The 25,571-nt window shown below is 38.7% G+C and carries 19 protein-coding genes; 8 read left to right on the top strand and 11 right to left on the bottom strand.

Annotated features, from left to right (window positions below):
- Positions 1-27: 27 nt before the first annotated feature.
- The 3 genes from Q4597_RS00965 to Q4597_RS00955 are packed head-to-tail and all read left to right on the top strand — an operon-like array spanning position 28 to position 2,537.
- Positions 28-723 carry a glycerophosphodiester phosphodiesterase family protein gene (locus Q4597_RS00965; protein WP_303404416.1) on the top strand — a complete coding sequence of 232 codons (696 nt, stop codon included), beginning with the start codon at positions 28-30 and terminating at the stop codon, positions 721-723.
- A complete protein-coding gene (locus Q4597_RS00960) occupies positions 723-1,997 on the top strand; it encodes an NAD(P)/FAD-dependent oxidoreductase (RefSeq protein ID WP_303404415.1) in 1,275 nt (424 codons plus the stop codon). The genes Q4597_RS00965 and Q4597_RS00960 overlap by 1 nt, the downstream gene beginning before the upstream one ends.
- Complete coding sequence (locus Q4597_RS00955; RefSeq protein ID WP_303404414.1) at positions 1,998-2,537, top strand: DUF1697 domain-containing protein; 540 nt, start codon at positions 1,998-2,000, stop codon at positions 2,535-2,537.
- Between the two features lie 8 nt (positions 2,538-2,545).
- Here the strand turns inward: Q4597_RS00955 and Q4597_RS00950 are convergent, their stop codons facing one another.
- On the bottom strand, positions 2,546-3,019 hold the full coding sequence (locus Q4597_RS00950; RefSeq protein WP_215437726.1) for a TspO/MBR family protein: 474 nt from the start codon (positions 3,017-3,019) through the stop codon (positions 2,546-2,548).
- 92 nt (positions 3,020-3,111) lie between these two features.
- Here Q4597_RS00950 and Q4597_RS00945 point away from each other — a divergent pair, with 92 nt between their 5' ends.
- The 5 genes from Q4597_RS00945 (at position 3,112) to Q4597_RS00925 (ending at position 8,161) form a co-directional block, all read left to right on the top strand.
- A complete protein-coding gene (locus tag Q4597_RS00945; RefSeq protein WP_303404413.1) occupies positions 3,112-4,197 on the top strand; it encodes a diphosphomevalonate/mevalonate 3,5-bisphosphate decarboxylase family protein in 1,086 nt (361 codons plus the stop codon).
- A gap of 284 nt (positions 4,198-4,481) precedes the next feature.
- Positions 4,482-5,420, top strand: a complete 939-nt coding sequence (locus tag Q4597_RS00940) for a mevalonate kinase (protein WP_303404412.1) — start codon at positions 4,482-4,484, stop codon at positions 5,418-5,420.
- Positions 5,421-5,431: 11 nt separating this feature from the next.
- On the top strand, positions 5,432-6,337 hold the full coding sequence (locus Q4597_RS00935) for a geranylgeranylglycerol-phosphate geranylgeranyltransferase (protein WP_303404411.1): 906 nt from the start codon (positions 5,432-5,434) through the stop codon (positions 6,335-6,337).
- The gene (locus Q4597_RS00930; protein ID WP_303404410.1) at positions 6,337-7,287 is read left to right on the top strand and encodes a carbon-nitrogen hydrolase family protein; all 951 of its coding nucleotides are present in this window, start codon (positions 6,337-6,339) and stop codon (positions 7,285-7,287) included. Before Q4597_RS00935 ends, Q4597_RS00930 begins: the two co-directional genes overlap by 1 nt.
- A gap of 25 nt (positions 7,288-7,312) precedes the next feature.
- The gene (locus Q4597_RS00925) at positions 7,313-8,161 is read left to right on the top strand and encodes a pseudouridine synthase (RefSeq protein WP_215437745.1); all 849 of its coding nucleotides are present in this window, start codon (positions 7,313-7,315) and stop codon (positions 8,159-8,161) included.
- A 167-nt stretch (positions 8,162-8,328) separates the two neighbouring features.
- Here Q4597_RS00925 and Q4597_RS00920 read toward each other — a convergent pair whose 3' ends face one another.
- From Q4597_RS00920 to proB, 10 genes are all read right to left on the bottom strand, one after another.
- The gene (locus Q4597_RS00920) at positions 8,329-8,874 is read right to left on the bottom strand and encodes a hypothetical protein (RefSeq protein WP_303404409.1); all 546 of its coding nucleotides are present in this window, start codon (positions 8,872-8,874) and stop codon (positions 8,329-8,331) included.
- Positions 8,875-8,883: 9 nt separating this feature from the next.
- Positions 8,884-9,816, bottom strand: coding sequence for a PorP/SprF family type IX secretion system membrane protein (locus tag Q4597_RS00915; RefSeq protein WP_303404408.1), 933 nt, complete (start codon positions 9,814-9,816; stop codon positions 8,884-8,886).
- A gap of 4 nt (positions 9,817-9,820) precedes the next feature.
- Positions 9,821-17,494: a BspA family leucine-rich repeat surface protein gene (locus tag Q4597_RS00910; RefSeq protein WP_303404407.1), complete on the bottom strand. Its 7,674-nt coding sequence runs from the start codon at positions 17,492-17,494 to the stop codon at positions 9,821-9,823.
- Positions 17,495-17,561: 67 nt separating this feature from the next.
- Positions 17,562-18,629, bottom strand: coding sequence for a hypothetical protein (locus Q4597_RS00905; RefSeq protein WP_303404406.1), 1,068 nt, complete (start codon positions 18,627-18,629; stop codon positions 17,562-17,564).
- Between the two features lie 288 nt (positions 18,630-18,917).
- Positions 18,918-20,522, bottom strand: a complete 1,605-nt coding sequence (locus tag Q4597_RS00900; protein WP_303404405.1) for a M1 family metallopeptidase — start codon at positions 20,520-20,522, stop codon at positions 18,918-18,920.
- Positions 20,523-20,552: 30 nt separating this feature from the next.
- Positions 20,553-21,833 carry an argininosuccinate lyase gene (gene argH, locus Q4597_RS00895; protein ID WP_303404404.1) on the bottom strand — a complete coding sequence of 427 codons (1,281 nt, stop codon included), beginning with the start codon at positions 21,831-21,833 and terminating at the stop codon, positions 20,553-20,555.
- Between the two features lie 78 nt (positions 21,834-21,911).
- Positions 21,912-22,976, bottom strand: a complete 1,065-nt coding sequence (locus Q4597_RS00890) for a M20 family metallo-hydrolase (protein WP_303404403.1) — start codon at positions 22,974-22,976, stop codon at positions 21,912-21,914.
- A gap of 2 nt (positions 22,977-22,978) precedes the next feature.
- Positions 22,979-23,752: an acetylglutamate kinase gene (gene argB / locus Q4597_RS00885; protein ID WP_303404402.1), complete on the bottom strand. Its 774-nt coding sequence runs from the start codon at positions 23,750-23,752 to the stop codon at positions 22,979-22,981.
- Between the two features lie 4 nt (positions 23,753-23,756).
- A complete protein-coding gene (locus tag Q4597_RS00880; protein WP_303404401.1) occupies positions 23,757-24,692 on the bottom strand; it encodes an N-acetylornithine carbamoyltransferase in 936 nt (311 codons plus the stop codon).
- A gap of 50 nt (positions 24,693-24,742) precedes the next feature.
- Positions 24,743-25,531 (bottom strand): glutamate 5-kinase, encoded by a 789-nt coding sequence (gene proB / locus Q4597_RS00875; RefSeq protein WP_303404400.1) that lies wholly within the window; start codon positions 25,529-25,531, stop codon positions 24,743-24,745.
- Positions 25,532-25,571: the final 40 nt, after the last annotated feature.

The raw sequence follows: 25,571 nt of genomic DNA, 5'->3' as shown, positions 1-25,571 counted from the left end.
TTTTGTGCACTAGTTCTATCAAGTTGTATGGAAAACAAGAAACCATTAGTTATTGGGCACCGCGGTGCCATGGGCCATGAAACCGAAAATACCATAGCTTCTATTGAGAAAGCCATGGAGATGGGTGTGGATATGTTGGAGATTGACGTTTTTAAAATAAAGAGCGGTGAAATTGTGGTCTTTCATGATGATACGGTAGAGCGCTTAACCGATGGAAAGGGTGAAATAGAAAAGTACACCCTTAACGAGCTAAAATCTTTAACCGTAGAGGGCGGGCATAAAATACCCACGCTACAAGAGGTTCTAGATGTTATGGCAGGAAAGACCCAATTGAATATTGAACTAAAAGGAAGGAATACGGCCGTTGATGTGAATAGAATGATGGGAACCGAAGTAAAATCGGGTAAATGGCAACTGAACGATTTTATTATTTCCAGCTTTGAGTGGGATGAGTTGCGGGATATGCGAAAGGCAAATAAAGAAGTAAGAATTGCTGTTTTAATTGAATTTAACCCACTGGACGCACTGGAGGTTGGTCGTGAATTGAATGCTGAAGCTATTAATCCTAGCTTTAAGAAACTTACCGCAGAGAATAACATAAAGATAAAAGAGGCCGGTTTTAAGATTTATCCTTGGACGGTAAACGAGCCACAAGATATTCTACAAATGAAACGCTTTGGCGTTGATGGTATTATTACCAATTATCCAGAACGTATTGATTAATGTTTGATGTTATCGTTATTGGCGGAGGTGCCGCAGGGTTTTATACGGCTATTCATATTGCGGAGGCAAAACCACATCTTAAAATTGCAATTTTAGAACGGGGCAAGGATGTCTTGGGAAAAGTAAAGGTTTCCGGTGGAGGACGTTGTAACGTAACCCATGCAGAATTTGACCCAAGGGAGTTGACCAAAAACTATCCTAGGGGAGAAAAAGAACTTATAGGCCCTTTTCACACCTATTGTAGCGGAGACACCATAGCTTTTTTTGAAGAAAGGGGAATAACCCTCAAAATAGAATCGGACGGGCGGATGTTCCCGGAATCGGATTCTTCCCAGACCATTATCGATTGTTTTTTGAACGAAACAAACCGTTTGGGTGTTAAAATATTAAAACACAGCGCGGTTTCCAAAATTGAAAAAAGGGAGGATAAAGAGGGGTTTAAAATAACTACTATTAAACATAGCTATGAGTGTGAAAAACTTGTAGTGGCCACGGGAAGTAATCCTAAAGTTTGGAAGCTTCTAGAAAATATGGGCCATACAATTGTGCCTGCGGTGCCCTCTCTGTTTACGTTTAATTGCAAAGACCAGCGTATTGCTGGTATTCCCGGGGTAAGTACATTGGCACAGGTAGAGGTATTCCAAAATCAAGTGTACAACTCAAAAGTTACCACACGGTTAAAAAGCAAAAAATCCAAACTGCCTATTTTAACTTCGGATGGGCCACTTCTTATTACGCATTGGGGTTTAAGCGGACCGGCAATCTTAAAACTATCGGCATGGGGTGCACGTTTATTGAATGACATACACTACAAATTTAGGATACGGGTAAATTGGCTTCCGGATTATAACTTTGAGGGACTCATGGGACTGTTTTTGGAAATTAAGGAGGTAGAGGCCAAAAAAACCGTTTTAAGAACCAAGGCACTTGAAGTTCCCCGTAGGTTGTGGACCAATCTGGTACGGGCTTCAGGTATTGATGAGACGGATAAATGGGCCGATGTTACCAAAAATCAATTGGAGAAATTAGCGCATCAACTTGTAGAATGCGAGCTTAAAATTGATGGAAAAAGTACCTTTAAGGAAGAGTTTGTCACTGCAGGCGGTATCGATTTAAAAGAAGTGAACTTCAAGACGTATGAGAGTAAAAAGCTGCCCGGTATGTATTTTGCTGGCGAGGTCATTAATGTAGATGCTATTACCGGAGGTTTTAATTTTCAAAATGCTTGGACGGGCGGGTACATTGCCGCACAGGCCGTAGCTAATAGTTTTTAAATGAGTGTTTATATTGCTTTGTTAAGGGGGATAAACGTAAGCGGGCAGAAGAAAGTACCTATGGCAGCGTTGAGATCTATGTTAACTGAAATGGGTTTTTTAAATGTAAAAACCTATATACAAAGTGGTAATGTGGTTTTTGAAAGTGAGGAAGTAAGCACTGCTACTTTAGAAGTTTCAATTGCTGAAAACATTAAAAGAACTTTTGGTTTTGATGTGCCTGTTCTGGTAAAATCAAGAAGCGACTTTCGGGATATTTTCAATAGTAATCCGTATACGGATTTGGATGCCATTGCCCGGAAACAAGTGTATTTTGTTTTGTTGAAAAATCTGCCGGAGCAAGGACTTGTTGATGCTTTTAGTACAGAAACCTATGCTCAAGAGGAGTTTGCAATAACGTGTTATTGTGTGTATTTATGGTGTAAAACAGGATACGGAAAAGCAAAATTGAACAACAATCTTGTAGAGAGAAAGTTAAAGGTTGAAGCCACTACTCGAAATTACAACACCATGGTAAAGCTACTTGAAATGTCTTCTTGAAATAGTAGTTAGTTTAGTTCCCAAAGTTTATAGTTCAGAACGGTTGCAAAACATACCCAAAGCAGATAGGGCACCAATAACCAAGCGGCAGGTTTGCTTACCACTTTAAACCATTTTATGGTAATGGCAAGTACAATAAGCAAAGTGATAATTACCAATAGTGCCAAGAGCGGTTCTTTAAGGCCAAAGAAAACAATACTCCATGCTGCATTTAAGAGCAATTGAAATCCAAAATGGTAAAGTGCGGTCTGTACCCATAAATGGTAAAGACCCTTGGCCCAAACAATACCGGCCGCTACGCCCATCATAATGTAAAGAACGGTCCATACGGGCGCAAACACCCAGTTAGGTGGATTAAAGCTAGGTTTGTTGAGCGTGGTAAACCAGTCGTTTACGGAGCTTTGGGTAGCAAAACTAGATAGGAACCCAATAGCAAGGCAAATACTTACGGCGCATATAATGTAGAGGGCTTTCTTTTTCAAAATATAAAGCGTTTACCCCTAAAATAGTGATTTATTCCATTGATGGTTATCACAATCTTGGTAAAAACTATCTTTGCACAAAATATTTCGCGATGACCGAAAAAGAATTTATTCCCTCTCCTTATACAAAGTCCGTTTTATCCGGAAAAACCACCTATAAATCACCAAGTAATATTGCTTTGGTAAAATATTGGGGGAAGAAGGAAAACCAGATTCCAGCTAATCCTTCCATTAGTTTTACTTTAAACGAATGTGCTACGGTAACAACGGTAACCTATGAGAGATTAAACGAGCCAAGTAATAGCTTTTTCTTTGATGTTGCTTTAGATGGAAAAGTAGAGGGAAGTTTCAAACCGAAAATCAATACTTTTTTTGAACGGGTATATCAGTATCTTCCGTTTTTAAAGGAGTATCAGTTTAAGATAGAAACCTCTAATTCCTTTCCACATAGTAGTGGTATTGCTTCATCGGCGTCAGGTATGAGCGCATTGGCACTTTGCCTAATGGAGATAGAGCGCAATTTAAACCCTGAAATGACTCAGGATTATTTTAATCAAAAGGCATCTTTTTTGGCAAGATTAGGTTCAGGGAGTGCCGCGCGGAGTATAAAAGGTAGTTTAGTGCAATGGGGCGTACATGCCAAAATTGAGGGAAGCTCCAACTTATACGGAGTTGAATATCCACATAAAGTACATTCTGTTTTTCAAAATTATTGCGATACCATTTTATTGGTAGACAAAGGCCAAAAACAGGTGAGCAGTACGGTAGGGCATGACCTAATGCACGGGCATCCTTTTGCGGAACAACGGTTTCATCAGGCCCATGAAAACCTTTTAAAGCTAGAAACGGTTTTTGCCGAGGGTGATTTAAACGGGTTTATTTCCATTGTTGAAAGCGAAGCCCTAACGCTTCATGCTATGATGATGACAAGTCAACCTTATTTCATCCTCATGAAGCCCAATACACTTGAAATCATTAATAAAATATGGGCATTCCGCGAGGATTCTAAAACCCATGTCTGCTTCACTTTGGATGCCGGGGCCAATGTTCATGTACTCTATCCTGAAGATGAGAAAACACAAGTACAACAATTTATTAAGGATGAGTTAGCGGCGTATTGCCAAAACGGACAATTTATTCATGACTTTGTAGGAAACGGTGCTCAAAAAATAAACTAAGAACTTCATAATTTAATAGAAGTTAGGCCGTTCAAGCTTCAAGAAAAATATGTTGTTTTGATCCATTGTGTATCATAAAACGTACATATAGCGTATCTTTAAGTAGGTGCATAACATGAATTGGCTGCAGATGGGTAAGGTTTTTGCTTTAAACCGGACTAAGTATGACGGGGTTTATGTGTTTTAATAGATAAAATTATAACGTTAATCGTGTAGTGGGGCAGAATTGTAGAATCATCAAAAGTATATTTTGTATTTTTGCACCGTAGCTAACCAACTATATAATGAAAGGACCATTATTTTATTCGAAAATACTTCTCTTTGGAGAATATGGGATTATTAAAGATTCCAAAGGACTTTCCATTCCCTACAATTTTTTTAAGGGAGCTTTAAAGACGGATGAAAACCCGTCTGAAACGGCTAAGGAATCTAATGCTAGTCTTCGTGAATATGTAGGTTACTTAGAGATGATCCATAAAAATAGTCCTGATTTAGTTTCCTTTGATTTTGTTTCTTTAAAAGCTGATGTTGAAGGGGGTATGTATTTTGATAGTTCTATTCCGCAAGGATATGGAGTAGGTAGTAGCGGCGCACTTGTTGCTGCTATTTATGATAAATACGCGCAGGATAAGATTACGATACTTGAAAACCTTACCAGAGAGAAATTACTTAGGTTAAAGGCAATTTTCGGAAAAATGGAATCTTTTTTCCACGGAAAATCTTCTGGTCTAGATCCTTTGAACAGTTATTTGAGTATTCCTATTCTTATCAATTCTCAAGATAATATAGAATCTGCCAGCATACCTACCCAAAATCCGGAAGGAAAAGGGGCAGTGTTTTTGTTGGATAGCGGCTCAACAGGAGAAACGGCACCCATGATTCAAATTTTCATGGAGAAAATGAAACAAGAGGGCTTCCGTAACATGCTTAAAGACCAGTTTATCAAACACACAGATGCTTGTGTGGAAGATTTTGTAAGCGGAAATGTAAAATCGCTTTTTGGTAACCTAAAACAATTGTCTCACGTGGTGCTTGATAATTTTAAGCCTATGATACCCGCAAAGTTCCATGACCTATGGAAAAAAGGTATTGAGACCAATGACTATTATCTAAAACTTTGTGGTTCCGGTGGTGGTGGCTACATTCTAGGTTTTGCCGAAGATTTGGATAAAGCTAAAAAAGCATTGAAGGGCTACAATTTGGAAGTGGTTTACAACTTCTAAAATCACAATACATGCTCAGTAGAAAAAATAGGCTTTTACTATTAAAGGTATTCAGTCTGTTTTCTGTTGTTCGCGGATACAATATTCTCATGATTGTTTTGGCGCAGTACTTGGCGTCTATCTATATTTTGGCACATGAACTACCTGTGCGGGAAGTTGTCCTTGATCTAAACCTTTTTATTATCGTAATAGCTTCGGCCTTGGTAGTTGCCAGCGGTTATATTATCAATAATTTTTACGATGCGGAGAAAGATTTGATCAACAAACCCAGAAAGAGTATGATCGATCGGTTTGTTGGCCAACAGTTTAAGTTAACCACTTATTTTATCCTTAATTTTTTGGCGGTTATAGCGGCAAGTTATGTATCGTTTAAGGCGGTATTTTTCTTTTCGGCCTATATTTTCGGGATATGGTTTTACTCACATAAATTAAAAAAAATGCCATTTGTTGGCAACTTTGTCTCCGCTACCCTGGCCATAGCCCCCTTTTTTGCCGTTTTTGTGTATTACAAAAATTTTGAAAACGTAATTTTTGTGCATGCCATGTTCTTGTTTTTATTAATCTTGGCAAGAGAGATGATCAAAGACCTGGAAAATATAAAAGGAGATTTGGCCCAAAACTATAAGACCATTCCTATTTTGTATGGCGGTAAGGTTTCTAAAACCCTTATTTCTGCATTGATTTTGCTAACCTTGATTCCTTCACTTTTGTTAATACTAAAGTTTGATGTAGGGTATATGCATTACTATTTTATGGCCTGCGTGCTACTTTTATTGTTATTCTTGGTTTTATTGGTAAAATCAAAATCTAAGAAAGACTATGTTTGGCTGCATAACATCCTTAAGCTTATTATCATAGTAGGAGTTTTTAGTATTCTCTTGATTGATGTAGACCTAGTATTAAATCGAATTTTATAATGGAAAATAGATTGAGAGTGGCTCTGGCCCAGATTTCACCAGTTTGGTTGGACAAAGCAGCGACACTAAAGAAAATTGAGGCCACTCTTCGGGAGGCTGCAAACGAAAAAGCGGAACTTGTAGTTTTTGGTGAAGCCCTTTTGCCCGGTTATCCTTTTTGGTTGGCCTTAACGGATGGAGCGGCTTGGGATACCAAAGTGAATAAAGAATTACATGCGCACTATGCACGAAATTCTGTGCAAATTGAACTAGGTGAGTTGGCTTCTGTGTGTCTTTTGGCAAAGGAACATAAGATTGCGGTGTATTTGGGCATTATTGAAAGAGCCCAAAACAGGGGAGGCCATAGTCTCTATTGCTCTTTGGTTTATATTGATGCCACGGGCGAAATCAAATCCGTTCACCGTAAATTACAACCCACTTATGACGAACGATTAACATGGGCGCCCGGAGATGGTAACGGACTTCAAGTACACCCGCTTAAACAATTTACCGTTGGCGGACTTAATTGTTGGGAGAATTGGATGCCTTTACCGCGTACGGCCCTTTACGGACAGGGCGAGAATTTACATATTGCCGTTTGGCCGGGTAGTGACCATAATACAAAAGATATAACCCGTTTTATAGCGAGGGAATCTCGCAGTTATGTAATATCTGTGTCATCATTGATGAAAAGAACCGATTTTCCTGAAACTACACCACATTTGCAGGAAATTTTGAAAAAGGCACCCGAGGTCATGGCCAATGGAGGTTCTTGTATTGCAGGCCCTGATGGGGAATGGTTGCTTGAGCCTGTTTTGGATAGGGAAGGGCTGTTGTATCATGACCTTGATTTTAATAGGGTTTATGAAGAGCGCCAGAATTTTGACCCGGTTGGGCACTACTCAAGACCTGATATTACGAAGCTTAGCGTAAATAGAGAGCGTCAATCTACCGTAGAGTTCAAAGATTAAAGCTACCTTTGCATAAATTTTAGATATGGGCAGATCAGATTCCAACAATGATAAGAGAGCTTCGGGAAGACAAGGTGGTACTTTCCGCAAGAAGAGTTATGCGCGTGGTAATGCACCAATACGGAAAAAAACGGAACAAGAACCAAAAAAACCATCGGACCCTAACGTTATCCGCTTGAACAAATATGTAGCCAACTCAGGAGTGTGTTCACGTAGAGAAGCGGATATTTATATTTCAGCGGGTAGTGTAACCGTAAACGGAAAGCCCGTGGTTGAAATGGGGTATAAAGTAAAACTTACGGACGAGGTTAAGTTTGATGGCCGTTTGCTGAACCCCATTAAGAAAGAGTACGTACTGCTTAATAAACCCAAAGATTTTACGACCGCTGCACGAAATGAGCACGGTAGGCGTACCGCTCTAGGTTTAATTTCCAAAGCTACCAAAACGGAGCTTCTGCCTGTAGGTAAGCTAAGTAAGGATACCACAGGGCTCTTACTTTTTACAAATGACGGCGAGTTGACCAAACGTTTGAACAGTCCTAAAAACGGATTGCGAAAGATATTTCATGTAGAACTCAACAAACCTTTACGTAGTGCCGATTTAAAAAAGATTCAGGAAGGGATACTTGTTGATGAAAAGGTAATTAAGGTACAGGATATTAGTTTTGTAGATAAAGCGCCCAAGAACCAAATAGGTATGGAAATCTTCAGTACCCGTACCAACATTGTACAACGTATTTTTGAGACTCTAGGGTACGAAATCGTAAAATTAGACCGCGTAGTTTATGCAGGACTTACCAAAAAAGACTTGCCTAGAGGCCACTGGCGTTACCTAACGGAGCAAGAGGTGGTTAATTTGGGTATGATCAAATAATTTATCGCCAGAGATAGGTTGAATTTGATAACCATAAAGTAAGATTAAGGTAACTTTTGAAACGTACGAAAGCTACATCTTTGTATCATAGTTTATTTGTTTAAGTAAACAACAGCAAGCCTTAAGACCGATATTCGTATCGGTTTTGTCTTTTCTAGAACTCTCGTTTAATTGGATAACAAGTTCCATTCTTCCCAATCGTGGGGTTCTTTACGGCCATCCCAAAAATATTTATAGGGTAGTGCCTTTTCTTGCCATGGAGCAAGTGGGTAAATATCGTAATTATCGTCATGGTCATAAAGGCCATAAGTAGGGTTCTCTCCCCAGAAAAATTCAAATTTTACAGTCTCTTTTAGTTCGGGAATATAAACGCTTCCCATTACAATTGAATGTGTTGAGCCACTAACGGGTGTTGTAAATGCTTTTGTTTTTTCAATATTTAATGATGTTCCAATGGGCAGTTTATAAATGGGTTTATTGGTTTCGTAAAAACTAGTGTTAGTTAGATTTAAGATATATGGGTTTTCTAAAAAATGCTGGTGTATGGTTATATAGCACTCATGTTTGGTTATCAAGGTTTTATTAATAATTGTGTTATAGGGAAATTTATTGGATAAATCTTCTGTTTTTGTCCTAAAAACCAAGTAAAAAGAGCTCACTATTATAGCTGCACCAAGTAGGAGGGACCCAATAATTATTTTTTTTATGGACATAGCTGAAATTTAGTCTAATGCATAACCATCCCCAAATTGATAGCTCAAAATAATTCCGTGGGTATTCCCTAGCGAAGAATCATTAGTAGCCAAATTGTAGTTATATATGGCCCGTACATTATCAAATAAATAAATGCCTGCTAAAAAGTTTAAAGAATTATTGGTCCTATATCCCGTACCTAATTCAAATTTGTTTCTAAAACTCACAGCAACATTTAAATCCGCCTGTAATGCGGCACCATTCTCATGCTTTATGAGAACGTTGGGCTTTATCATTAAATCTTGAAAACGATTGTTGAAAAAGCGATACCCAAAATATCCATAATAAGGACTATTTAATTTTAATGAATCGTCTGAAGCCAACGCATCCCCTAAGATATTTGGCGTTGAAAATCCTACATAAAACGAAGCGTGATTAAATAAAAATCCCAAACCAATTGTTGGTATGGTAGCATTGATGTCTTGTGCAAAATTTGGGTCGCCTACTATGCCTAGTTGGGTTAGGTTGTCTTGGTATTGTTGAAGACCTGCGGTAATTCCAAAGGATAATACCCCTGCATCATAAAGTTGCCAATAAGGTCTGTTACTTTTAAAGTCAAAGAATATTTTATAGGAATAGGATGCAAAGAAATTTGTGGAAGTAGTTACTCCGATTTGATCTCTTATGAGACCGGCGCCTAGACCAACCTTATTCCGGTTCAAAGACCCATGACCACTCAAAGAGAAGCTTTTAGGGCTACCCTCTATCTGGTTAAAAAATCCAGAATTGCTTAATGAAATTTCTGTGTTTTGGGTTAAACCCGCATAAGCGGAATTTAATATAAACGGATTGTAATTGTACTCTGTAAATGTTGGTGTTTGTTGCCCAAACACAGAGCTATATGAGGTAAGCGACAGCAGAACACCTAGTGCCAGCGTGCCAATTTTTTGGTTTAGTTTCATTGGATTAACGCTTGATTACTACGTACCCTGTAGTTTTTTTAAGAATAGTTTCGCCTTCAATCTGAATGTGGAAGAAATAAGTTCCTGCCGGTAATTTTCCTGCACCCATTTTTGTCTTTAAATTGGCCTCACCACGGAAAACATTGGAGTTATTGTCGTAATTGTTTATTTGAAAAACGGCATCTCCCCATCTGTTGTAAATCATTACCGAATTTTCCGGATAGTACTCAATATTATCTATATGCCAATATTCGTTTATTCCATCTCCATCCGGTGAGAAGCCATACTTGGTGTCATCTTCCGGTATAACCGTGGTAAAGGACTGTTCTTCACATTGTACTGCGTTACCTGCACTATTGTATGGAACAATATTTATATAAATTTGTGTATCAAGAGGAAACTCCTCTGTGTGCGTATATGTTGTAGTATTACCTAAATCTTGATTGTTGAGGATTTCAGTTCCACTAGGAGTGGTTCCGATTGATAAGCGATAACCTTCTGTTTTATCTATTGCGTTCCATGAAATGCTACTTTCCAATGGTACATTGTTTTCTCCATTGAACGGACTGGACAATTGAGTACATCCCGGAGCTATTATTTCCGTTTCAAAACTTTCTGTTGTACAACCAATAGCGCTTCCGGAAGTGTTGTATGGGGTAATGGTAACATAAATTAAACTTTCGGAAGGTAAATTTTCAGCAAAGGTATAGCTGGTTAAAGAAGCTACGTCTTCATTGTTTACAATATCGGTACCGTTTAGATATGTACCTACTGAAATTCGATAACCATCGGCATCTGAGCTTGGATTCCATGAAATATCGGTCAAGATAGAAACTTCAGTTGCATCGTTTAGAGGAACTGTTAAATTGGTGCAAGAAGGTATTGGCCGTATTACAAAACTTTCCGAGGCACACCCCATCGCATCACCTACTTCATTGTACGGAGTAATGGTAACCGTAACATTTTCCCCTTCATCAAAATCATTTGGAAGAACATAAGTGGTATCTGTTGTGTCATAATTGGAAATGTCATTTGCGTTACTATTGCTACCATCAATAGTTAATTTATAACCATCAGCGTTTATAACTGGATTCCAGCTAATTTCGCTTGTAGTTTGTATGATATCTCCATTTACAGGAGATACCAAGTTGGTACACATGGGTATGGTCTTTATAGTAAAACTCTCCGAAGTACATCCAATGGAGTCTCCAACATTATTGTAAGGAACAATGGTAACTGTAACCGTTTCGCCTTGTTCAAAATCATTTGGAAAACTATAGGATGTTCCGGTTGATAAAACTAAATCGGTTACGTTATTACCCGTACTGCTACTTGCTAAAACGGTTAACTTGTATCCATTTGCTTCGGTAATAGGTTGCCATTCCAAATTTGTGTCAACAGCTACATCAATGGTGCCATTTGTAGGGGTGTTTAAATAGGTGCATGGCGGTACGGCCTCAATAATAAAGCTTTCTGAAGTACACCCAATAGCATCTCCCACTTCATTATATGGGGTAATGGTAACCGTAACGGTTTCACCTTGTTCAAAATTATTGGTAAAATCATAGGTTGTAGTTGTAGTATCAAAATCTGTTAGGTTGTTTGCGGTGCTGCTACTGCCGGTTACAGATACTTTATAACCCGTAGCATCTGTTACAGTATTCCAGGTAATATCAGAATCTACTGCAATATCTATAGAACCATTTGTAGGTGAACTTAGAGCTGTGCAAGTAGGCACAGGTTTTATTGTAAAACTTTCCGAAGTACATCCAATAGCATCCCCAACGGAGTTATATGGTACAATGGTAACGGTAACGGTTTCACCTTGTTCAAAATCATTGGCGAAATTATATGTGGTACCCGAAGTTATATCAACATTTGTTATATTGTTTAACGTGCTATTACTTGCCATAACGGTAAGTTTATAACCGTCTGCATCTGTGCTTGCGTTCCATTCTAAATTAGTGCTTGGAGCAATATCAACAGCTCCTGCCGTTGGTGTGATTAAAGTAGTACATGTTGGTATTGGAGGAGGAATAATAGTAAAGCTCTCCGAGGTACACCCTATTGCATCACCAGTATCGTTGTATGGCGTAATAGTGACAGTAACAGTTTCACCTCTTTCAAAGTCATTCGCAAAAGTGTGTGTAGTACCTGATGTAATATCAACATTGGTTAAATTATTGGCAGTACTACTGCTAGCAGTTACCGTTAATTTATAGCCATTAGTGTTGCCACTAGGGTTCCATTCCATATTAGAGTCTACCGCAATATTTGTTGCTCCGTTTGCAGGCATTAACAACGTTGTACAAAGCGGCACACCATCGGTAGTAAAACTTTCTTCTGTACAGCTCATGGCGTCGCCATTATCATTGTACGGAGTAACACTTACATAAATTGTTGTGCTCTCGGGTAAATCAGCAGCAAGATCGTGAATTAAAACATCGCCAACATCTCCAGAATAAATATCAGAACTGCCTGAAGACGTACCTACGGATAATTTGTACCCCGTAGCAGAAGTTATTTCGGCCCATGTTAAATTGGTATCAGGGGCAACCGCAGTTGCTCCATGTATTGGCGCAGATAAACTTGTGCATGACGGAGGACTCGTAGAATCTCCTGTAGTAAAGGTTTCTTCTATACAACCTGTTGCATCACCTTCTGCATTATACGGAATAATAGTTACGTAATGCATCCTAGCTTCTTGTAAATCTCCAGGAATATTATAAGTGGTAAAATTACCAACGTCAATATTGTTTACTACTTCAATTCCACCAGAAGTAGTTCCAACAACTACTAAATATCCAGTAGCGTTAGATACCGCTGTCCAACTTAATTGCGTATCAATAGGTACGTCAGTTGCACCATTCAATGGAGTTGTTAAATTTGTACAAACCGGTGGTACAGGAATTATTTCCGTATGGAAACTTTCTTCGGTACAACTTGTGGCATCACCTTCATCGTTATAAGGAATAATAGTCACGAAAATATCACTGTCTTCAGGCAAGTCTGTTGCAAATTCGTAAGTGGTAATATTACCAACATCTTCCGAATTTAGAATGTCGTTTGCCCCTGCTGAGGTTCCTACTGTTATTTTATAGCCATCTGCGTTGGAAATAGGGTTCCAACTTAGGTCTGTGGTTACAGCAACATCAGTTACTCCATCTAAAGGCTCAATTAAAGTAGTACAATCTGGTATGGTTGCCGGATTACTTGATATAGTAAAACTTTCTTCGGTACATGGACCAACAGCATCTCCTTCTGTATTAAAAGGAATTAAGGTTACATAGACTACATCTCCAGTATTGAAATCGGATGCAAACTCGTATGAGGTTTCATTGGTGATAGTGGCATTATTTACAATATCGTTGCCTCCTGAGCTTGTGCCTACTGTTAAACGGTATCCTTCTGCGTATAAAGCGTGTTCCCACGTAATATTTGTATTTACCGGTACATCTGTATCGCCATTAAGCGGAGAGGTTAATAGGGTACAATCTGGTATGGGACAATCGCGAACATCTTGGTTAAATGTCCAACCAAAATTATCGATCATAGCTTGTCTTTCTTCCTGTGCATCACAATAAGGTAAATCTTCTGCACCAAGTGTAATACCAGGAGTTAGGTTTTGCTCTGACCAAGCAATTAAAGTGTTGTCGTAGTTTTCTCTAACCAGAGCAGTATGGTCTAGCATGTCACTCATATTGGTAACATTACTAACATCCCATTCTGCCAAACTTTGGTTTAAAGCAATGGCATTATCAAACATAGCATGCATTGTTACTAAACCTGGATTCCATAAATCCATAGGTTGGTTGTATGCCGATGCATTTCTGAACATATAATCCATGTTCTCTACTCCAGAAATACGCCAGTTATTTAGGTCTTGGTTAAAGATGGTTGCGCCGCTGAACATTTCTTCCATAGTAGTAACACCACGAACATTCCAATCACCAATATTTTCATTAAAGGCTATTGCATCTTTAAACATATCTTCCATAGTAGCTACAGAAGCTACGTTCCAAGAGTTCATGGTTTGGTTATATGATGTTGCTCCATTGAACATGGCTTCCATAGTGGTTACAAAGGAAACATCCCAAGGGTCAATGTTTTGGTTAAAGGTAGAAGCTCCCATAAACATTTCTTGCATGGTTAATGCTTCACCAGTATTCCAATTAGATAGCGGTTGATTAAATGCTAGAGCGTTTTTAAACATCGCTTCAAAATTGGTTACTACTGCAGTGTTCCAATTATTTAAATCTTGATTAAAAACTTCGGCATCTTCAAACATAGATTCCATAAGGGTTACAGAACTAACGTTCCATGTACTTATAGGTTGGTTGAACAGTACGGCATCTTCGAACATAGAAGTCATATTCGCTACTGCACTTACATCCCAGTTATCTAAGGGTTGGTTAAATTCTGATGCACCACGAAACATACTAGACATGTTTACCACAGAATTTACGTCCCAACTGTTTAGTGGTTGGTCAAAACTTGATGCATTGTTAAACATGGAGGACATATTAGTTACATTGGTAACATTCCAACCATTAATATTTTGATTAAAATTATCTGCTCCGTTGAACATAGAATTCATATCTGTTACAGATGATACATTCCAATTATTTAAAGGTTGATTAAAGGCATCTGTATTGTTAAACATTAAAGCCATGTTTGTTACGTTAGTAACATTCCAACCATTAATATTTTGATTAAAGTCTATTGCTCTCCTAAACATCATTGTCATGTTGGTTACGCTACTGACGTCCCAATTGTCTAAAGGCTGATTAAATGGAATGTCATATACAAAACCATCGAACATTTTAGACATATCGGTTACATTACTGACATCCCAATTATCTAGTGGTTGATTAAAAAGCAGTGCTCTTTCGAACATACTAGACATATCGGTTACATTACTAACATCCCAATTATTAATGTTCTGATTGAATAATTCGGTCTGTTCAAAAGTTCTGGACATATCCGTTACATTACTGGTATTCCAATTGTCAAGTGCTTGGTCAAAGGCATCCGCACCAAGAAACATTGTAGATATAGTTGTTACATTACTTATATCCCACTTATTTAATGGTTGATTAAAAGCTTGAGCTGCTAAGAAAACACCACTCATATTAGTAACATTACTAACATCCCAATCATTAATGTTACCGTTAAACAAAAAACAAGCACCAAACATATTTTGCATGCTTTCAACTTGTGTAAGATTAGGAATATCCGTTGCGTTGTATTCCATATTTTGGCAGTAATAGAACGTACTTTGCATAGAACCCCAAACCTGGTCTCCCCATTGGTCCATTGAAATAAGTTTTTTATTATCTCTATTGCTGGAACTGTGGTAAAATGCAGGAAAATCTCCAATGATTGCAATTGTATAAATTCCAGGGTTTAAATAAGAATGTGTTATATCATTTGTAACATTATTATCATACTGCCCATCTCCCCAATCAATATTAAAGTCGTATGTTAAATAGTCAGGATAACCATCATTTAGTTCTATTCTATATTGATTTGCCGCAGAAGAACTGGTATCTAAATTTCTAGTATCAATAGTGATCTTAAAAACATCGGTTCTGTTAACCCAACTTTCAACTACAGTAAAACTAATTTCTTGGCATCCTACGGCATCCCCTTCACCATTATAAGGTACTACGGTAACATATACGGTGTCATTAGCCATAAATTCATTGGTAAAGTCTAAACCTACGGTATTTCCTACATCATAATTGTTAGCGGTATTTCCACCAATAGTAGCATAACTACGAACCCCACCACGTTCAATTTCTAAGGTAACTTTATACCCTGTGGCATTTGGTGCAGGATCCCACCGGATATCGCTATTTGCAGGTGTAGCTGTATCACTTGCATGCGGCATCGTAATATCGGTACACAATACATACGAACAGTTGACCGCATCTCCGGAGATTGTCCAGCCATCATCATCTATTAAACTTTGTCTTTGGCTTAAGGCATCGCAATATTGTAGGTTTGTTGCGCCTAAATTTACTCCAGTATTTACAGTTTGACCAGCCCAACCAATTAATGTATTATCATAATTTTCCTGCGATATTCCACTATTTGACAACATATTTGTCATATTGGTCACAGAAGAAATATCCCAAATACCCAAGTTTTGGTTGAAAGTAATGGCAGAAGTGAACATACCAGACATATCGGTAATACTAGATGTATTCCAGCCCGTTATATCTTGATTAAAAGAACTTGCACGGTTAAACATATTTTGGAAACTAGTAACATTGCTGAGGTTCCATAAATTTAATGGTTGATTGAAACTTGAAGCCCTATCAAACATTGATGAGACATTAGTTACATTACTTATATTCCAATTATTTAGGGGTTGATTGAACACCTGTGCCTGTTGAAACATTGTGGACATGTTCGTGACACTGCTAACGTTCCACCCACTTATATCTTGATTAAATACATCTGTTAGCGAAAACATACCTGCCATATTAGTTACATTGCTAACATTCCATCCACTTATATCTTGGTTAAAACCAGAGTTATCTCTAAACATATAACTCATATCGGAAACATTACTTACGTTCCAATTATCTAAAGGGTGGTTGTAAACTTGATCCCAATACCAACCGTCAAACATGCTAGACATGTTGGTAGCATTAGTAACATTCCAATTGTTTAAGGGGTGATTAAAAGTTCTATGTCTTTGAAACATTTCTGAGAAATCTAGAACAGAAGATACATCCCAACTAGCTAAAGGGTGATTGTAAACGGCATGTCTAAACATTCCAGACATATTTGTTACACTAGCTACATTCCAATTACCAATAGGGTGGTTAAAAGCAGAACCATCAAACATGGACGACATATCTGTTACGTTGCTTACAATCCAATTATTTAATGGGAAATTGAACCTATTAGTATATCTAAACATAGAAGACATGTTTGCTACCTGAGCAACATTCCAATTGTTGATATTTTGGTTAAAATTACCAGCACTACTAAACATTGCGGACATGTTAGTTACAGCACCAGTATTCCAATTATCTAATGGCTCATTATATTGACCTGCACTAGTAAAAGTTTCAGACATATCTGTAACGTTACTTGTATCCCATAAATCTAAAGGTCTATTAAAGGTGTTACAATTTGCAAAAGTTCCAGAAAGATCAGTAATCGTACTTATATCCCATTCATTCACAATTCCATTGAATGAAGTTCCTCCTCTAAACATATTTTTAAATGAAGTTACTTGGGTCAAATCTGGTGAATCGATTAAATCAAAATTCATATTTGCACACCCAAAAAAAGCATTTTCCATAGTCTGCCATTGAATATCACCCCAAGCCAATATTTCAATGATTTTTAGTTTATCATTAGCCCGGTCATCATTAAAATAGATAGATGGGAAAGTGCCACTTATTTCAATTGTATAGGTGCCTGGTGCGGCATAGTCATGAGTTATATTGCCTGTTACCCCAGTATCCGTAGAACCATCTCCCCAATCTACATCATAATTGTAAGTAGTGTATGCGGGGTTGGTAGGTATGGTTATTTGGTTGTTAGCAGAAGAACCTGTTTCTGTATTATTGGTATTCCAAATTGAGGTAAATGATTGGGCAACTGTGCTAGCGCTAAAAAATAAAAATAGCAGAATGGGCAGTAGGTTTTTAGTCATTTCTGGTTGGTTTGGGGTAGTATTCGCGTACAGGTTAGATAAAATGATGGAGACTATATCTTATGGACTATTCCTCATTTAGTATAATATCAGCTAGAATTGCCTCTATTTCTTCTTCGGTAAGACCAGCGGTAATTTTAGAACTGTAGATGAAACGAATAATATCTTTTTCTACTTCTAGGAAATCATTTTCTGTACTAATTTGAGAGCACAAAAAGCTTCCTTCGTCTTCACATTTATTAGAATGTCCAAAACCTAGTGCATGCCCCAGCTCATGTTTTAAAAGTGCATCGGCCGGGTTTGATATCCATATTCGGGTGGAGACCAAAACAGAATTTTCGGACGGGCTCATAGCAAAACCATGGTAATTCCCATCTTTAATTTCATCGTACATATCAGGCCAAACCCCTTCTACCTCTTCTTTACTGCCGTAAAATAAAATTGCATTGGCATCTTCGGAATTTTGAACTAACGATATGTTGAAATCTCCAGAAGAGAATAATGCGTTGTACTGTTCTAAGACGCTTTCCGTAGTAATTTCATATTGTTCTGAAATGGTTCCGGTAAGGTGCAATTTCATAGAGTTTGCCCATTTTTGGTTAAAGTCTAGAGGAATGTTACTATCTCCTTTCCAATAGGCTAAATGTTGGGCGTAAGCAACAACTTCCTTTTGTTCGTCCGTTAGAAGTGTAACTTCGTCTACATTGTTAATTGCTAGGTCATAACTCTTGTCAACTATAGTTTTACCGTCAAATGCAGAGACCATAAACGTGTAGGAATCCTTTGTTTCAAAATCTAGTTTAAGCAGCGGACCCGTTATGATTTCACCGGTAACTTCGTCAATTACAAGATCGGCACTAGACTCTATGGAGTAAGTTATTTCATCTTGGTCACTATCGGTAGCAGTTACAAAACCAATAGAACTGGCAGCTAATGAGTGCTCATTTATTGAATAGTTGGCTGCTTCAAAAACAGGAATTGAATTTGTGTTTTCTGAGGTTGTTTCTTCGGTCTCTTCCTCATTTTCAGATGTTGTTTTGGTAGTTTCATCAATTGCATCCAGGGTATCTTCTTCCAAATCAGTACTACAAGAAAATATGCAAAGGGAAATTAGGGGAATGAAAATTCTTTTCATGTGGGGTAGTAGGTTAAAAATGGTTGGGTATTGGTTTATTGGTATTTAAAAGTATAAGAATGGTATTCTGTCGAAGAATTTTTGTTGTGAATACTATAATTTACAAGGTGAGTTTGTTAAAATTATAAGTGTGAGACATATTTGAGTAGGGGAAATATGACTACAACATTGATTTTTAGAGCAGTAAATAGTTCTGAAAAACAAAAGATTATTGTAAGATAAACCTACCTCTCTAGTATTATGTTCAAGAGGGAAGGAAGTTAAAGCGTAGAGTGGTGGTGGGTATATTTAGTTGCTTTTCTCTTCAAACAACAACCAAGATTCCGGGTCTAGAACAACATCATCCGGTTGGTAGTCTAGTTTTATGGTCAAGTTCTTTCTGGCGTTTTCCATATCCATTTTGTAGATGACAATTTCCCCGTCTTTAACAACACCTATTTCAATGGGAAATTTAAAAATATGATGCTTTTGAACTTGAGTAAGATTAATTTGGAGATGCTTCTTATTGTAGTTCCAATCCCATTTAAGTTCAGGATAACCCTTTATAAACAGCCACTGCTGAAAGAACGGCTCAAGGTCTTCGCCGGAAGCCTGTTCCATTATTTTCCGAAAGTCTACAGTCATTGCATTGGAATTCTGAAAAGCCTTGTAATAGGCCTTAATGCCTTTCCAAAAAAATTCATCGCCTAACTTATGGCGCAGCATATTCAATACCCAACCTCCTTTTTGGTAGGTGTTTGTACTTAAAACCTTCATTGGGTCAGTTATGGAAGGGTCTACAATGGGTGATGGGTTCTTTTGATAATAGTCTATGATTTGCTTACGGTCCAGTTCTAATTCCTCTTTTCGCTTGTCATTCCCATATATGCTTTCTTGATAAAGGATAGCGAAATAAGTAGCGAAACCTTCGCTGAGCCAAACATGGTTCCAATCGTTTTCACTGGCAGAATTACCAAACCATTGGTGGGCTATTTCATGGGCAATAAGTCCTTCTACTTCGTTTTTTCCGGTTACGGAATTTTCAAAATAAGCAATGGTACCGGCATTTTCAAGACCTCCCCATTGGGTCTTGGCCTGCATGTTGGCCAATTTAGCGTAAGAATACGGGCCAATATTATCAATAAAATATTTCAGCACTTTGGTAGCTACACCATAGTCCGAGAATCCGTCCAACCGATTTTCTGGATAGACCCATGCCGAAACGGGAATGTCATACACCTCGTCCAACAGTTTGCTTGCAAATTTCGTAACGCCAATGGTTACTACTTTCATGGCAACGGGAGCAGGTTCTTTGTATGTAGTTAATTTTAACCCTTCGCCCAGATTGCTTTCTTCTATTTTTTCGCCGGTGGCCACTACATCATAATGGTCGGGAGCGGTAATCCTAAATTCAATAGTAGCTTTGTCCGATGGGTGGTCTACCGATGGAAGCCAATGCCGCGCCAGATTGGGCCAGTTGTCACCAAAGAAAGAACGTTGCCCAAATTTAGTGGTGTCTATGACAAGGCCTCTCTCAGGAATACCTTCATAGACCACTTTATAAGTTCTTGTTTTTTCTTCAGATTCAGATGGCGTTATGTTTATTTTGTTTTGCTCGTAGCTATAGTTGGCCTCTTTGTCGCCTTCAAAAACATGGGTCACTTGCATGCCATAGGTATCTCCTTTGGCGATGAGGTCCAATGTAAACGGATTCACTTCATTTTTAAAATCAACAGTAATTTCAGCTTCTCCTTTTATGCTGTTGGATGCATCATTTAAAGTAAGCCCGAAAACGTAATCCTGTACATCCGCTGAGGTGTTTCTTTGGTAGGTGTCTTGGGCGTTTATACTTGGCCCTATCACCATGATTAAAATAAAGAGACAAAAATGGAGGTACTGTATTTGCGTTTTCATGAAGCCTGGTTCTATAATATGCCTAGCAATTTAAGAAATCTTGTCCATCTTCCCTTTAATCTCCTTCAAACATAAATTACCTAAACTACCTTCATGCGTATGATGAATGTCTCGCTTTGGCGTAAAGGTGCCTTCTTGAATTTCTTGCCCCATTTTTTTGTAGGCATCTCTAAAAGGCAATCCACTCTGTACCAATTCGTTCAAGGTATCTACGCTAAACAGATAATCGTATTTCGGGTCTTCCAAAATGCCCTTGTTCACCTGCATTTCTTTAAGGCTGAAAGTAAGAATCTCAATACACGCCTTCATATCCTGAATGGCGGGAACAATAATTTCCTTTACCAATTGCAGATCACGGTGATATCCGCTCGGTAGGTTGTTGATAACCAAAGTCAACTGATTGGGTATGCTCTGTAGCATGTTACATTTACCCCGTACCAGTTCAAAAACATCAGGGTTTTTCTTGTGCGGCATAATACTACTACCGGTGGTCAACTCATCTGGAAAAGACAGAAAGTTGAAATTCTGACTCATGTACAAACAGATGTCCATAGCCAGTTTTGATAGGGTAGCGGCAATGTTTGCCATTCCAAAAGCAGTTGCTTTCTCCACTTTTCCACGGCCCATTTGAGCGGCAACAACGTTATATTTTAAAGTTTCAAAACCCATTTCCTTTGTCGTGAAACTACGGTCTATAGGGAAGGAGCTTCCATAACCGGCTGCACTTCCTAAAGGATTTTGGTCCGCTATCTTATAAGCTGCATCAACAAAATATAAATCATCAATAAGACTTTCTGCATAGGCGGATAACCACAGCCCAAAAGAAGATGGCATTGCAATCTGTAAGTGAGTATATCCCGGAAGCAAAACGTCTTTGTGCTTTTCTGCAAGTTCCAAAAGCAAATCAAACAACTCCTTGGTGCCTAATTTTATTTCTGAAAGTTCGTTTTTCAGGTATAGGTGCATGGCCACCAAAACTTGATCGTTTCTAGACCGTGCAGTGTGTATTTTTTTACCGGTGTCGCCTAATTTTTCAGTGAGTACATATTCTATTTTCGAGTGCATGTCCTCAAACGAATCTTCAATTACGAACTTGCCTTTTTCAATGGTTTCGGCAATGACATCCAATTCTTTTACCAAGTCCGCAGTTTCCTCATTGGTCAACAATCCAATTTTACCCAGCATTTTGGCATGCGCTTGCGAAGCAATAACGTCGTATTTTGCCAAGTGTAAATCAAGCTCACGGTCGTTTCCAACAGTGAAATGGTCTATTTTTTTATCGGTGCTAAAGCCTTTGTCCCAGAGTTTCATTTTTCTTAGTGTTGAGTAGTTAGTATTGAGTGCTGAGTATTGAGATTAATCTCAATACTCGGTGCTTTGTACTAATCGCTATTTTATAAATCCTTTCAATAAATTAATGTACAAATCTATTCCGTCTTCTATTTCTTTGACGTAGATGTATTCGTCTGCCGAATGTGAACGTGTACTGTCGCCAGGTCCTAGTTTAAGGGACTGACAGGTTAATGCGGCTTGGTCCGAGAGTGTAGGGGAGCCGTAGGTTTTTCTTCCTAATGCAATTCCCGACTGCACTAATGGATGATTTGTATCAATAGCCGAAGAATTCAATTTTAATGAGCGCTCCTTTAATTCACAAGGCGCTTCATTCTTTAGAATTTCAGCAATTTCTCCGTTGGTGTATTTGTCGTTTACACGCACATCTATAACCAAGTCTACCTGTGCAGGAACCACGTTATGTTGTGAGCCTCCGTTAATTTGTGTAACCGTTAATTTTACGGGGCCTAAGGCTTCTGAAACCTTATCAAACTTATAGTTTTTGAACCACTCCAATACTTCAATAGTGTTGTAAATGGAGTTGTTATCGTTGGGGTGTGCGGCATGTGATGGAGTGCCTTTTATGACCGCATCAAAAACGACCAATCCTTTTTCAGCTATGGCCAAATCCAACAAAGTAGGTTCGCCTACAATGGCAACATCAATCTTTGGCAGGTGTGGCAGAAGTCCACGTAGGCTATTAGGGCCTGAACTTTCTTCTTCCATAGAAGCTACCATTAGAATATTATGATTTAGGTTTTCTTCCGCATAATAGTGGGTGAACGTTGCGATAAGGGAAACCAAAGCGCCACCGGCATCGTTACTGCCCAAACCATAAAGTTTTCCATCTTCAATATGTGGGTTGAAAGGGTCTCTTGTGTAAGCCGAATTTGGTTTTACCGTGTCATGATGCGAATTTAGAAGCAAGGTAGGCCTGCTTTCATCATAGTGTTTGTTTACCGCGTACACATTGTTCAAGTGACGTTTAAAAGGAATGTCAAAAGCTTTGAACCAGTTCTCAATGGCGTCCGCAGTTTTATCCTCTTCAGATGAAAACGATTGAATCGAAATCAGTTCTTTTAATAAGTCTATTGCTTTTTGCGTTAATGCTGCTTGTTCCATTTTTATAGGGTAAGGGTAGTGAATAAAGTGGATTTAGGGTCTAACATGCCTATGTCTCCAATGCGTACCTGATGTACGTTTTGTTTAAGGGCGTGAAAGCAATTCTCCATTTTTGGGAGCATGCCATCTGCAATAATTTTCTGCTCCAGCAGGTTTTTGTAGGATTCGGTATCAATATGCTTAACTACTGATTCTTCATCGGTTACATCCATTAGGACACCCTTTTTCTCAAAACAATAATAAAGGGTGGTTTCGTAACTAGAGCTCATGCCAATGGCCAACTCAGAAGCAATGGTATCTGCATTGGTGTTCAATAGTTGCCCCTCGCCATTATGGGTCATCGCACAGAAAACGGGAGTTAGCCCTGCTTCTAATAGCTTTGTAATAACCGTTGCGTTTACACCATCTACATCTCCAGCAAAGCCGTAATCAATATCTTTTACAGGTCTTTTGTGCGCTTGAATGGTATCTCCGTCCGCACCGCTAAGTCCAATAGCATTACAATTCAAGGATTGTAGCTCCGCCACAATATTTTTATTTACGAGTCCGCCATAGACCATGGTAATCAGTTCAAGGCTTTTTTCATCTGTAATACGGCGTCCACCTATGAGTTTGGATTCAATACCGAGCCTTTTTCCCAATTGGGTGGCCAGTTTTCCACCGCCATGCACCAATATTTTTGGACCTTCCAATTCAGAAAAAGCCTTTAGGAATTTAGAGAGTTCTTCTTTGTTTTCAATGACGTTACCGCCTATTTTTATAATAGATAACTTCATGGGTTTACTGTTCCAATATTTTCTTCAATACAATTTGTGCGGCGTAAGTTCTGTTGTTGGCCTGTTCTATGACCAAAGATTGGTCGCCATCTAGGACAGCATCCGCAACTACTATGTTTCTACGTACCGGTAGACAGTGCATAAATTTAGCGTTACCCACTTTTTCCGGGGTCATGGTCCAGCTTTTATCTTGGTTTAAGACTTTGCCGTAATCGTTGTAACTGCTCCAGTTTTTTACGTAAATGAAGTCGGCATTTTCGCAAGCTTTGTTCTGGTCGTACTCAATAGTTGCTCCTTTGGTGACTTCTGGGTTCAATTCGTAGCCTTCCGGATGTGTGATTACGAAATCGGCATCTTGCAAATGCATCATTTCTACAAATGAATTGGCTACGGCATGAGGTAATGCCTTTGGGTGAGGTGCCCAAGAAAGCACCACCTTAGGTCTTGTTTTAGTGTTTTGTTCGGCCAAGGTAATGGCATCGGCCAAAGCCTGTAACGGGTGGCCTACTGAACTTTCCATATTTACAATGGGTACGCTGGCGTATTTTTTAAATCCGTTCAAAACCTTTTCGGCCTCATCTTCTTCTTTGTCCTGCAATCCAGCGAAGGCTCTAATGGCAACAATATCACAGTACTGTGATATAACTTGTGCCGCTTCTTTAATGTGTTCTGAAGTTCCTTGGTCCATAACCGTGCCATCGGCATATTCCAAAGCCCACCCTTCGCTTCCAAAATTCATGACAATTACCTCCATTCCAAGGTTCATAGCTGCTTTTTGGGTGCTCAAGCGAGTACGGAGACTGTTGTTGAAGAATAACAACCCAATAGTTTTATCCGAACCTAAGTTCTTGTGTTTCCTTGGGGCTTCTTTTAAATCTCGGGCCTCTTTCACCCAGTTTTCCAACGAATCTATGTCTTGTAAAGAAAGGTAATGTTTCATTTGTGTTCTTTTCTCTTGCTATTCTATTTTTTCTGTGGATGTTATCTACATCAATGGTCCGCTAAAAAGTGACCGTCTTTTGTCTTTATTTTGGTATGCTTGCCCGTCCCCTCAAAAGCATCGGTTATAAAGTTGTCGTTAAGTCCGTTTACAATCCAAGTTTCAATACCGGCCTTTTGGGCAATGGTAGCAGCTTCCACTTTGGATTGCATTCCTCCGGTACCGTGCGATGATTTGTGCGAGCTTATTTCTTGTTGCAGACTATCAATACCTAATACTTCTGCAATAGTGTCCGGTTTTCCGTTTTCTATGGAAGTTTTGGTATATATCCCATCCGTATTGGTGGCAATTATTAAAAGGTCCGCTTTAAGCAAGGCAGCCGTTAATGCGGCCAGTTTATCATTATCGCCAAACTGAATTTCATCTGCCGCAACCGTGTCATTCTCATTAATGACAGGAATAAAATTATTGCTTACCAAAATGTCTATAGTATTCTTGATATTGGCTTTTGATTTTGGGTTCTCAAAATCCGAATACGATAAAAGACACTGTGCGGCAAAAATTCCTAATTCCCTAAAGCTCTCTTGGAACATGCGCATTAAATGCGGTTGGCCAATAGCGGCCAATGCTTGTTTTACGTTGATTTCCTCTCCGTTGTGCTCCAATTTCACGAACTGCTTAGCTGCGGCAATGGCCCCGGAACTTACAATGACAAACTCATAATCGTCCTTAAGCAGTGCTATTTGTCTACCTATGTCCTCTATTTTTCCTCGGGAAATCTGATTGGTTTCCTTGGTAAGGGTGTTAGAGCCTATTTTTAATAAAATCCTTTTTTTCATCAGGTATTCTTTTTCATTCGTTGGGAGACAAGGGGGAGTT

The organism is Zobellia sp. 1_MG-2023 (assembly GCF_030549125.1).
GTDB lineage: Bacteria > Bacteroidota > Bacteroidia > Flavobacteriales > Flavobacteriaceae > Zobellia > Zobellia russellii.
Note: the sequence above shows the minus strand (reverse complement) of the source record. Positions and strands in the feature narration are given on the sequence as shown.

Bases quoted from the DNA above. Each gene is read 5' to 3' on its own strand.
- argH (WP_303404404.1), bottom strand. From the start codon at position 21,833: ATGAAACTCTGGGACAAAGGCTTTAGCACCGATAAAAAAATAGACCAT.
- Q4597_RS00955 (WP_303404414.1), top strand. From the start codon at position 1,998: ATGAGTGTTTATATTGCTTTGTTAAGGGGGATAAACGTAAGCGGGCAG.
- Q4597_RS00900 (WP_303404405.1), bottom strand. From the start codon at position 20,522: ATGAAAACGCAAATACAGTACCTCCATTTTTGTCTCTTTATTTTAATC.
- Q4597_RS00925 (WP_215437745.1), top strand. From the start codon at position 7,313: ATGGGCAGATCAGATTCCAACAATGATAAGAGAGCTTCGGGAAGACAA.
- Q4597_RS00880 (WP_303404401.1), bottom strand. From the start codon at position 24,692: ATGAAACATTACCTTTCTTTACAAGACATAGATTCGTTGGAAAACTGG.
- Q4597_RS00945 (WP_303404413.1), top strand. From the start codon at position 3,112: ATGACCGAAAAAGAATTTATTCCCTCTCCTTATACAAAGTCCGTTTTA.
- Q4597_RS00915 (WP_303404408.1), bottom strand. From the start codon at position 9,816: ATGAAACTAAACCAAAAAATTGGCACGCTGGCACTAGGTGTTCTGCTG.
- Q4597_RS00965 (WP_303404416.1), top strand. From the start codon at position 28: ATGGAAAACAAGAAACCATTAGTTATTGGGCACCGCGGTGCCATGGGC.
- Q4597_RS00920 (WP_303404409.1), bottom strand. From the start codon at position 8,874: ATGTCCATAAAAAAAATAATTATTGGGTCCCTCCTACTTGGTGCAGCT.
- Q4597_RS00960 (WP_303404415.1), top strand. From the start codon at position 723: ATGTTTGATGTTATCGTTATTGGCGGAGGTGCCGCAGGGTTTTATACG.
- Q4597_RS00940 (WP_303404412.1), top strand. From the start codon at position 4,482: ATGAAAGGACCATTATTTTATTCGAAAATACTTCTCTTTGGAGAATAT.
- Q4597_RS00910 (WP_303404407.1), bottom strand. From the start codon at position 17,494: ATGACTAAAAACCTACTGCCCATTCTGCTATTTTTATTTTTTAGCGCT.
- Q4597_RS00890 (WP_303404403.1), bottom strand. From the start codon at position 22,976: ATGGAACAAGCAGCATTAACGCAAAAAGCAATAGACTTATTAAAAGAA.
- Q4597_RS00905 (WP_303404406.1), bottom strand. From the start codon at position 18,629: ATGAAAAGAATTTTCATTCCCCTAATTTCCCTTTGCATATTTTCTTGT.
- Q4597_RS00930 (WP_303404410.1), top strand. From the start codon at position 6,337: ATGGAAAATAGATTGAGAGTGGCTCTGGCCCAGATTTCACCAGTTTGG.
- argB (WP_303404402.1), bottom strand. From the start codon at position 23,752: ATGAAGTTATCTATTATAAAAATAGGCGGTAACGTCATTGAAAACAAA.
- Q4597_RS00935 (WP_303404411.1), top strand. From the start codon at position 5,432: ATGCTCAGTAGAAAAAATAGGCTTTTACTATTAAAGGTATTCAGTCTG.
- proB (WP_303404400.1), bottom strand. From the start codon at position 25,531: ATGAAAAAAAGGATTTTATTAAAAATAGGCTCTAACACCCTTACCAAG.